Source organism: Paenibacillus sp. FSL H8-0175, assembly GCF_045040615.1.
Classification (GTDB): Bacteria; Bacillota; Bacilli; order Paenibacillales; family Paenibacillaceae; genus Paenibacillus_AQ; species Paenibacillus_AQ odorifer.
In genome coordinates, this window is record NZ_CP150299.1 from 3,402,450 (window position 1) to 3,413,791 (window position 11,342).

Genomic DNA, 11,342 nt, shown 5'->3' on the forward strand with positions numbered 1-11,342 from the left:
AAGTTACCTCCAAACATACGGTAATGGGCTTATTTACTTTTTTCTAGTATTACACTAAATAAAACTCACGGAGGATCGGAAAGTTTGGGTTGACACTTTAGCTAATTTGGAGATATTATAGATTCATTAAGTCTATGATGTGGCAAATATTTTTTTTGGTTTAATAATAGACAAAAAGAGTCTTTAATATCTGCATATAGGAGATGATTCATATGATTTACGATTGCATTATTGTTGGTGGTGGACCCGCAGGCTTGAACGCAGCCCTTGTTCTTGGTAGGGCAAGAAGAAAAGTAGCTTTAATTGATAATAATCAGCCAAGGAATGTTGTTACCCATGCATCACATGGTTTTATTACAAGAGACGGGGTTACACCAGCCGAGTTTCGTCGCATTGCGTATGAGGAGGTACTACGTTATCCGTCAGTTGAGCATATCCAGACTGAGATTATTTCGATTAACAAAAATGATTCTGGATTTGCGGTACATGATTCGTTTGGTCGTCACATTGAAGCTCGCAGATTGATTTTGGCGACCGGGTTAAAGGAGGTCCTTCCTGAGATAGAGGGCCTACGACCATTATACGGAAAAAGTCTGTTTAATTGCCCGTATTGTGACGGCTGGGAATTACGAGATCAACCCCTTGTCGTTGTTTGCGAAAATCCACATGTTTTTCATATGGCAAAAATGCTGCTCAATTGGAGTAAAGATTTGGTTATCTGCACGAACGGCAAGACATTCCTTTCAGATGAACAGAAAAAAAGTCTTGAGGCTAAGGGAGTTGTAGTCAATGAACAAACAGTTTCCTCTTTTATGGGTCATGACGGGCAACTTCAGGCGGTTCGCTTTGCAGATGGTACTGAGATCTTAAGAACGGGAGGGTTTATTTCTCCGAATTTGATCCAAACGGCATCAATCGTAGATCATTTGACTGTAGAGCGGAATGATTCTGGTGGGTTTAGCACGGATGGGTCGGGGAGAACCTCGATTCCAGGATTATATTCGGCTGGAGATGTTTCTTATTTTATGCCTTCTCAGTTAGTGTTTGCCGCGGCTGACGGGAGTCGGACAGCTATGAGTGTAAATATGGATCTTACAGAAGAAGAATTTGAACTTTTTTAACGAATTATGGGTAGGAAGTTGAAAATAATAAGTATGCATGATAACATAATTACAAATTAATGATCGGAGTTGAAAAGTATAGTGTAGTAATTATTCTTGCGTCCCATGATGAATAAAACAACAACAATGGTTTATTTCGTTTGTTTTATTCTTTGTATGCAAGAAAGTTACTACTTCTTTTCACTCGAAAATATATCCATATCTAACTCCATTTGGGGCTGGATTTGCTGTATTTATTTGAGTCACAAGAAAGTAACTTTCTTGTGGCTTTTATTTTGTTAAAATACAGGAGGATTATTTTATGTCATTAATAAATGTCACAAATCTAACCTTTGCCTATGAAGGCAGCTACGATAACATATTTGAGAACGTAAACTTTCAAATCGATACCGATTGGAAATTAGGTTTTACAGGGAGAAATGGTCGAGGAAAGACTACATTTCTTAGCTTATTGCTTGGAAAGCATGAATACAGCGGAAATATTTCTGCTCATGTCAGCTTTGAATATTTCCCTTTTCAGGTGAATAACAAGGAGCTTAACACCATAGATGTGATCAGCGAGATTTTTCCGGATTATATTCATTGGAAGTTAATGCGAGAGCTTTCTTTGCTAAAGGTTTCTGAGGATGTGTTATATCGTCCCTTTGACTCATTGTCTAACGGAGAGCAAACGAAAGTGCTGTTAGCCACATTATTCATTAAGGAAAATAGCTTCCTGTTGATTGATGAACCTACAAATCATTTGGATATGACGGCAAGAAAACTTGTCAGTGATTACCTCAATACGAAAAGTGGATATATTCTGGTCTCTCACGACAGATCCTTTCTTGATAATTGTGTGGACCACATCTTGTCAATCAACAAAACCAATATAGAGATTCAAAAGGGCAATTTTTCTAGCTGGTGGGAGAATAAAGTCAGACAAGATAACTTTGAGATAGCGGAAGACGAAAAACTTAGAAGAGATATCAAACGCTTGTCAGCCTCATCTAAACGAACAGGTAACTGGTCACATGAGGTGGAAAAAACTAAAAATGGAACTAGAAATTCTGGGTCTAAGTTAGATAAAGGTTATGTTGGACACAAGGCCGCTAAAATGATGAAACGCTCTAAAGCCATCGAGCAGAGACAGCAATCTGCCATCAACGAAAAGTCTAAGCTTCTTAAAAACATCGAAAATTCTGAGAACTTAGAGATTACGCAGCTTGCTTATCATAAACGTCATCTTGCGGAGCTGGACAATGTTTCGGTTTTTTACGGAGAGAAAAGGGTATGTTCAGAAGTAAGCTTTACCATTGAGCAGGGGGAGAGAATTGCACTCTCGGGTAAAAATGGTTCCGGCAAATCAAGTATCATCAAATTGATCTGCGGTGAGGAGATAGATTATACCGGCACCTTCACTAAGGATAGCCAGCTTATCATTTCCTACGTATCACAAGACACTTCAGATCTACGGGGCGATTTAACAGATTATGCTAGAGAGAATGGGATAGATGAAAGTCTTTTTAAATCTATTCTGCGAAAGCTTGATTTCTCCAGAATTCAATTTGATAAGGATATATCCACTTACAGTGGCGGCCAAAAGAAAAAAGTCCTGATCGCCAAAAGTCTTAGTGAAAAAGCTCATTTGTATATTTGGGATGAACCGCTTAATTTTATTGATGTTATTTCACGTATGCAAATTGAGGAGCTATTGCTTGAATATACACCAACACTCGTTTTTGTGGAGCATGATCGCGAATTTTGCCATAATGTTGCCACGAAGATCATTGAACTTAGCTGATATTTTTAACATCGATTGAAAATTTCCAACTCTAACAGACCAATATTATTATATTAATAAAGATAATTATTATATATATTACAGTTATCCAATGTACTATAATGGTATAGTTAAACTTTATGATATGTAATTGATGCCTAAAGAAACAACCTATAGAATTGAACAACAGGAGGAAACAAGTTGAGTACACAGAGTGTGGGAATTCCATTAGAAGGTTTTGCAGAATTTAGCCGGACGGTAGCAGCAGAAGGTGCGGTACTGTTGAAGAATGATCATCAGGTGCTTCCGCTTGGTGAAAGTGATAATGTTGCTGTTTTTGGCAGAACTCAAGTGAATTATTATCGCAGTGGTACTGGTTCGGGCGGTAGTGTTCATGTTACTTATACGACCAACCTGCTGGGCGGTCTTCGCAGTAAAAAGAACCTTACGGTCAACGAAGATTTGGCAGCATTATATGAGAAGTGGATTGAGCAAAATCCATTTGATAATGGTGGCGGCGTTTGGGCTGCAGAGCCATGGAACCAGAAGGAAATGCTTTTATCCGACGAATTGGTAGCTGAGGCTAGAAGTAAATCGAACAAAGCAATCATTGTAATCGGACGTACAGCAGGAGAAGATCAGGATAATGTCGATGGTTCAGGAAGCTACCAACTAACAGCTGATGAAAAAGCGATGCTGAAGCAGGTAACTACATATTTTGAGCAAACGATTGTTGTACTGAACGTCTCTAATATTATTGATATGAGCTGGCTGAACGATGAAAGCTATAAAAATCCGATTTCGTCTGTCATCTACTCTTGGCAGGGGGGAATGGAAGGTGGTAATGCAATTGCGGACGTGCTGGCTGGAGAAGTAACTCCAAGCGGAAAATTAACAGACACGATCGCATATTCCATCAACGATTACCCGTCAACACACAACTACGGTAATGAATTTACAAACCTTTATCAGGAAGATATCTATGTTGGTTATCGTTATTTCGAGACATTTTGCCCAGAAAAGGTTCAATATGAATTTGGTTATGGAATATCGTATACCACGTTTAAGCTCGAGTCAGAAGAAGCTAAACTTATTTACAAAGCTGGCGAACTTAATGTTGAAGTCGGCGTAACCGTAACTAATACAGGAACTACCTTTGCTGGAAAAGAGGTTGTTCAGGTCTATTATGAAGCTCCACAAGGAAAATTGGGACAGCCTGCTAAAGCTTTGGCAGCCTTCGCAAAAACAGAAGTCCTTCAGCCAGGCGAAGCTCAACGTCTTACCGTGAGTTTCCCTGTTCATTCAATGGCTTCCTATGATGATGCTGGTGTGTCAGGGCATGCTTCCGCTTATGTGCTAGAAGAAGGCACGTACCGCATATTTGTGGGAACGAGTGTTAAAAAAGTGGAGGAAGTCAAGGTTGAAGGGAATAGCGGCTATGTCGTGGAAACTCTTCAAGTTGTGGAACAGTTACAAGAAGCTCTTGCACCCACGCAAAGCTTTACAAGAATGCAACCTGGTGTTCAAAAATCAGACGGTTCATATGAACTTGTTTATGCAGAGGTTCCAACACGCAAGATTTCGTTAGCAGAACGGATCGAGAGCAATCTACCAACAACGATCTCCCAGACAGGCAATCAAGGGCATAAATTAAGAGATGTATTTGAACAAAAAGTTAGTATGGAAGCTTTTATTGCCCAGCTTAGTGACGATGATTTGGCTGCCATTGTACGGGGTGAAGGTATGAGCAGCCCATTGGTTACACCGGGTACAGCTTCTGCATTTGGAGGAGTAAGTGATAGTCTATATAACTTAGGAATCCCTGTTGCATGTACGGCAGATGGTCCTTCAGGAATTCGTATGGATAGTGGAGCAAAAGCGACTCAGGTTGCGATCGGAACGCTTCTTGCAGCTACTTGGAATGCCGAATTAGTCGAAGAGCTGTATGTGTTAGAAGGACAAGAGTTGGTACGAAACAACATAGACACCTTGCTTGGACCAGGTCTAAATATTCGTCGCAGCCCGCTTAATGGCCGCAACTTTGAGTATTTTTCTGAAGATCCTTTGATCTCTGGGGTGTTTGCGGCTGCATGTACACGTGGGATTATGAAAGGTGGCTCTAATGCCACGCTGAAGCATTTTGCCTGCAATAATCAGGAGAAACATCGCAGTAAAGTGGACGCTGTTGTGTCGGAACGTGCGCTTCGCGAGATTTATTTGAAAGGTTTTGAAATTGCAGTGAAGCAGGGTGGAGCGAATTCAATTATGACCTCCTATAACCCTGTTAATGGACATTGGGCCGCTTCAAATTACGATTTGAACACTACAATTCTCCGCGGAGAATGGGGCTTCAAAGGTATTGTCATGACAGACTGGTGGGCTATCATGAATGATGTCGTTAATGGTGGAGCTGCAGACCGGAAATTTACAAATTGGATGGTCCGTGCACAAAATGACCTGTACATGGTTGTAGCTAACTATGGCGCCGAAATTAATGGATGGAATGACAACACCATTGAATCCTTGGAAAATGGATCTTTGACTAGAGGAGAGCTGCAACGTTCTGCAATGAATATTTGTGAGTTCATCATACATGCTCCAGTATTCTCGAGAAAACAGCAAATTGTTGAAACAGTTGAGTCCTTTAAGGCTAATCCTTCACTTACTGCAGAACAAGTACAATCCTTATCTCAAAATCCACAGGTTAAGCCAGCCGTTGAAGGATCGACTTTCTTTGAAGTTGGCCAAGCTGGACAATATCGGATCCTCGTGCATATCATGTCAACAGAACCTGAGCTGGCTCAAAGTGCATGCAATGTTAATTTGAATGATCAATTGATGACAACCATTCAAACCAACGGGACAGAAGGTCAATGGATTAGACAAAAGCTTGTGAAAGTAGAACTCGAAGCAGGTCTTTATGAAATGAAACTGGAATTCATTAAACCAGGTTTACAGATCGACTGGATCGAATTTAATAAAGTTGACTAAGTAGCTCTAAATATAAGTTAAAGGAAAAACCCTGCGCTAATGCAAATCCTCCAATAAGGATGTTTACGATAAACATAATTGTTTAGGCACACAGCCGAACGATTACTGTTGAATTGTAAATAATCTATATTGGAGGATTTACTTTTTGGTGAAGTTTAAATTTGAATACATAGAAAGCCGTATGTCCACAATTTTGCAGTAAAACCTGATCTTAATATCGGTATTAAAATCAAGCCAAATCATCCCGAAGCGCGTCAATGATATTTTCTTTTTTTATCTTGCTAATGACATACAACATTGTAATAAACACGATAAAGATTACGCCAAACACGCTAATTGCCATACTGCCCCACGGGAATACAAAATTAAAGTTATCTATCCTTTCTACGGCCACTAACCCTTCATAAATCAGCCACGAGATGATTCCCGCTATTGGAATTCCGAACAGCAACGTCCTCATCCCATAAAAGAAACACTCAAAACTCATCATCTTATTGAAATCGCGGTCGGACATCCCCAACGAGCGGAGCATGGCAAGTTCCCGCCTGCGCAGTCTGATATTTGTGGAAATAGTATTGAATACATTTGCAACCGCAATCAGGGAAATCATAATAACAAAAACATAGGTGAACACATCAATAACAAATATTAAACTGCGGTATTGTTCAACTATTGTATGGACATTGTAAAGGGTATAAGCAGACATCATTCCCGTATCCTGAATGATCGCTTCCATTTCAGCCACCGATTGCGAGGGATTATTTGAAAGAAAGGCCAGGCCCATTTCCGCATGGGTATCCGGGCTTTTAAAGTTCTCTTTGAGTGAATAGGGAGCTACCACCATAAAAACGTATGGCCGCTGCTCTAAAGATTGCCTTGGAGGCGGATCCACCGGGTACGTATCGACAAACGTAATGTTTATGCTTTGCCCCTGTTCCATCATTTGCTTGTCATTTGTTTGGGGGGCGACACTAAATGTCATGGAATGATTTGCAAACATATTAAACACTTCGCTTGGCCTTTCATTATTATCAATCCGCTTTTTGGCAACGGCAATCATCTTCGCGTCCTGCCCGGTATATTCATCTGCAGACAAACCCAATTCTTTGATAAAACTCAGATATTTGCTGTCCTCAATAAACTGGATGTCCATGGGTAGTTGAACCGTTTCGTCCGGCGTAGTATACCCCGCGTATTCCCGGTAACGGTCTGAAAAATCGCTTGCCTTAATTACGGATGTATACATATAAACGATTTGGTACGAGCTTTCATAAACCCCGTCAGAGGTTTTAAGTTTGTTGTAAAGCGGGATCATTTCGCTGTCGTCCGTCACCTGAGTGGTAAAAAGAATGTCATAGTCCATATCCATTATCAACTGTTCTGAAAGTCGTTTTAGAGTTGTTCCAAAAGCACTTCCCGATACAAACAGCACGACGCTTAAAGTGAGCGATAACACAATGCTGCGATAACGTTTTTTGTTTCTTTTAAAGTTTTTTAACGCAAGTGTACCCTCCAAACCGTAAATACGCTGTGCAAATTTTGATGTTTTTACCGCTTTCGATTCGGTTTTAACCTCGTTGGTCTGACGAATATTCTCCATCACGGGAGTATTTGCAGCTTTTCTGGCCGGGATATAGGCTGAAATCAAAATGGTAACTAAACTGACTGCTGTAGCTGCGACAATTGCGGGGACAGACAACGATAGGGTTAAAGGCACGGTGCTGTGGAAAGTTTTCCCGAAATTCTCGGCAACCATAGGAATTACAAGTCCGATACTGCCTATGCCGACCATAATGCCAATAGGTATGCCGACTGCACCAATGCAAAGTCCCTCAAATAGCACAGAATTTCGCAGTTGCCTTGCCGTTGCACCCACCGATGCGAGAATCCCGAACTGGCGTGTGCGTTCGTTCAGCGAGATGTTGAACGAGTTATAAATCAGAAAAATCGAGCCTATCATTATTATGGCAACCAAAATGCCGCCAACTGAGTACAGAAGCGTGTTGAACAGTTTATTGTCCGAAGCGCCCATGAAGCGCAGTACATCATCGTTAAAGACATAAGCTCCTGCTCCGACTGTACTGCTTGCGTAAGCCGTTACACCGTGCGGATTTTTCAGTGTGACAAATATACTGAAGTTATCCGCTTGGTCTTTAGGATCTGCTTTCGTTATCAAGGTGTATCCCGGTGCAGAATGTTCCTCAAAACTGGGTCTTTCGCAGATACCTACAACCTTGTAGGTTCTCTCTGATTTTGGAACAAGGGTTTCTTTGTCCTCTCCCGATTCACCCCCGGTCTGATAAGGGTCGTGTTGGCCGAGATTCTTGTTTCCATTCAATCGGCTTCCAACAGAAAGTGAAAGTGTGTCGCCCAACTTAAATCTAACACCGCCCTTTGCAGTAACGTGAGACGGGACGAGAATCTCCTTGCTATTTTCAGGAAGCCTGCCGGAAATCAGGCTTGTGGGTAAGGTATCAAAGGCTTCCTCACTGAATCCGGCGATGAAAAGATAGGGCTTTTCAGGGCTTTTCCCGCCTTCAAGCGTTGCATAACCGATATTTTCAAATGCTGCGCTGTTTGCAACTTTACTGTCATGGGTTCTCTCTTGCACGAAAGAGGAATCAACATCCAAAAACTCAACGTGCCAACCGCCGTATTTCGCAATAGAACCGTTTACCAGATAATTTAACAGGGAAGTGCCAAAGGTAGCGACAGCCGTAATCATGGCGGCGGACAGAACAACTCCGATCACCGTGACAATCGTTCGGGAACGGCTTTTTTTCATACTTTGCAGTGTGACTTTGTTAAAAATATTCATGGCCGAACCACCTGTTCATCCCGCGTTACTTTGCCGTCTGTTATACCGATAATACGGTCTGCTTGCAGGGCAATATTTTCGTCATGGGTGACGAGGATCAGGGTCTGCCCATATTTTTTATTGCTTTCTTTGAGCAGCTTGATGATTTCATGTCCATTTCGGCTATCTAAGCTGCCCGTGGGTTCGTCGGCAAGCATGACCGCCGGGGCATTCATCAAAGCGCGTCCTATGGAAACACGCTGTTGCTGACCACCTGAAAGCTGATTGGGTAAATGCGTTTTTCGATCTTGCAACCCAAGCATTTCGAGCAGGTCATTTAGCCTTTCCTCGTTGACCTTGCGCTTGTCCATAAGGATAGGCAAAGTGATATTTTCCACTACATTCAGAGTGGGAATGAGGTTGTGAAATTGGTAAATCAGTCCAACTTGCCGTCTGCGGAAGATGGCGAGTTTTTCATTGCTTTGGCTATATACATCTTGCCCGTTCAAATATACCTTTCCGCTTGTCGGTACGTCTACGCCCCCGACGCTGTGAAGCAATGTAGATTTGCCCGAGCCGGACGAACCGATGATTGCGGTGAATCCTCCCTTTTCAATTGTAAGTGAAACATGGTCAAGCGCAGTAACTTGATTATTTCCCTTACCGTAGACTTTGCATAAATTTTCAATTTTTAAAAACTCCATTATGTGAGTCTCCTTTCTGATGGGTTACCCATATAATAGAACCTTCAACTTACTTCTCTGTGACTTTCAGGTGAGAGATCTGTCACTTTGAGAAACGAATGGTAAAGATTGCGCCGCCTTGCGGGTGGTTTTTTGCGGTAATCGTTCCTCCTTGCCGCGTTATAATCATCTTGCAGAGAGCCAATCCAATCCCGTATCCTGTAGCGTTTGGGTTTTTCCCGCGATAAAACCTGTCAAACAAGCAGTGCAAATCTTCTTTCTGAAAACCCGCACCGCTGTCGTGGATGGCAATCTCGGTAAATAACCGGTTATCCGTACAATCAATCTCAATCCTCCCGTGCTCGCCTGCACTTTCTATACAATTTTTGAGGATGTTTTGAATTGCTTGCGAAATCCAACCTGGATCGCCTTGAATAAGTACTACTTTCGGCACGTCTATTTGCAAATCAATATAGCGCAGTTCTATTGGGATTAGGAACGGGCGAAGGGCGGAGCGTATCAAGCTATCTACATCTATCTGCTCGTTTTGGAATACCACAATGCCCGCGTCCAAGCGAGATAATTTTAGTAGAGAAGTAATCAGCCAATCCATCCGCACAAGCAATTCTTCTGTTTCTCGTATAAATGCTTTCCGTTCGTTTTCATTAGGGCTATTCTCTAACAAAGACAGAATGAGGTTGGCTGATGTGAGTGGGGTTCGGAGTTGGTGGGCTATGTCGGCCAGCGAATCGGCAAGATGTTCTTTTTCTTTTTTCAGCGCATCGTTTTGCTCCCGAATGCGCAGTAGCATTTTTGTTATCTCGCTGTGCAGAATAGAAAGCTCGCCCTCGTCCGACTCTTCAATGTACAGAAGGTCAGCATTATGAAGCACAAGGTCGATTTGATGTGAAATCCGTGCAATGCTTATGTATCGGGCTTTGGTAAACACGAAAAACGCTATGCCAAAAGCGGCGGTAGAGGTAGTGGTAAGGATTCCCGCCGTCATATTGATTGCAAATCCCAGCGTCACAGCGGAGGTGGCAATTAAGGAGAACAAAATGACAAAATGTCGAAACTCTCTATTCCGAAGCATACTCGTTCCCCAATCTATATCCCGTCCCACGAACAGTCAGAATAATTTGCGGACTTGCTGGATCGTTCTCTATCTTCTCCCGCAAACGTTTGATGTACACGGTCAGTGTATTGTCATTGACAAACTCGCCTGCAGCGTCCCACAATTCGTCAAGCAGCCTGCCTCTCGTGATAATACTTTTCGAATTGCTAATAAACATCAGCAACAAGCGGTATTCTAATGCTGAAAGAAAGACTTCGCTACCGTTTTTCTCCACAATGCCACTTGCCATATCGACATGAAGCCCGTGAATTTTAAAATCAGATATGGAACGCCCACTTTTTCGCAAGGCGGCTCCAATTCGTGCAATCAATTCACGCGGACGAAAAGGCTTAGTGATATAGTCGTCCGCGCCCATGTTCAGCCCGGTAACAACACTTGACTCATCGCCAGAAGCCGTCAGAAAGATTATGGGAATATCTTGCGTTTTTTTGATTTCCGTGCAAACCGCAAAGCCATTTCCATCAGGCAAAGAAATATCAATCAACGCCAAGTCAAATTTATTTCCGGCAAGCGCGGTAAGGGCTTCACTCCGCGTAGGGACATGAGAGACTGTAAATCCCTCTGAGCGGAGCAGAAGCACAAGGTTTTTAGCGATTGCCTTATCGTCCTCAACCAAAAATATCTGGTTCATTTATTTGCACCGTCCTTTACTTTACTGCAACTATATCGTCCGTTAGCCGGGTTTTTAGCGTCAATTGGAACAAGGCAAGTATTTCCCATTTTTTCGCTGATTCCTTTGTCGTTATATAATCTATGCATAACACCTCCTTAGATCTATTATATTTCTTTTGACAGAAACATACAGTCCGAGGTATAAACAAAAAATAAAGGGTGTGTAAACTTATATTAAAGG

At 42.1% G+C, this 11,342-nt stretch carries 7 protein-coding genes; 3 read left to right on the forward strand and 4 right to left on the reverse strand.

Annotated features, from left to right (window positions below):
- The first annotated feature begins 212 nt into the window (after window positions 1-212).
- The 3 genes from MHH46_RS15265 to MHH46_RS15275 all read left to right on the forward strand — a co-directional run bounded on the left by MHH46_RS15265 (window position 213) and on the right by MHH46_RS15275 (window position 5,874).
- Complete coding sequence (locus tag MHH46_RS15265; RefSeq protein WP_076190395.1) at window positions 213-1,121, forward strand: NAD(P)/FAD-dependent oxidoreductase; 909 nt, start codon at window positions 213-215, stop codon at window positions 1,119-1,121.
- A gap of 301 nt (window positions 1,122-1,422) precedes the next feature.
- Entirely contained in the window at window positions 1,423-2,904 is a 1,482-nt protein-coding gene (locus MHH46_RS15270) for an Lsa family ABC-F type ribosomal protection protein (protein WP_076125716.1), read from the forward strand.
- A 180-nt stretch (window positions 2,905-3,084) separates the two neighbouring features.
- The gene (locus tag MHH46_RS15275) at window positions 3,085-5,874 is read left to right on the forward strand and encodes a glycoside hydrolase family 3 C-terminal domain-containing protein (protein WP_076190394.1); all 2,790 of its coding nucleotides are present in this window, start codon (window positions 3,085-3,087) and stop codon (window positions 5,872-5,874) included.
- Between the two features lie 229 nt (window positions 5,875-6,103).
- On the opposite strand, the gene MHH46_RS15280 is transcribed toward MHH46_RS15275, so the two are convergent.
- The 4 genes from MHH46_RS15280 to MHH46_RS15295 form a co-directional block, all read right to left on the reverse strand.
- A complete protein-coding gene (locus tag MHH46_RS15280) occupies window positions 6,104-8,692 on the reverse strand; it encodes an ABC transporter permease (protein WP_076190393.1) in 2,589 nt (862 codons plus the stop codon).
- Window positions 8,689-9,375 (reverse strand): ABC transporter ATP-binding protein, encoded by a 687-nt coding sequence (locus tag MHH46_RS15285; RefSeq protein WP_076125710.1) that lies wholly within the window; start codon window positions 9,373-9,375, stop codon window positions 8,689-8,691. The genes MHH46_RS15280 and MHH46_RS15285 overlap by 4 nt, the downstream gene beginning before the upstream one ends.
- A gap of 82 nt (window positions 9,376-9,457) precedes the next feature.
- Window positions 9,458-10,384, reverse strand: coding sequence for a sensor histidine kinase (locus MHH46_RS15290; protein WP_405132620.1), 927 nt, complete (start codon window positions 10,382-10,384; stop codon window positions 9,458-9,460).
- Window positions 10,385-10,433: 49 nt separating this feature from the next.
- Window positions 10,434-11,120 (reverse strand): response regulator transcription factor, encoded by a 687-nt coding sequence (locus MHH46_RS15295; protein WP_076190391.1) that lies wholly within the window; start codon window positions 11,118-11,120, stop codon window positions 10,434-10,436.
- Window positions 11,121-11,342 lie beyond the last annotated feature (222 nt).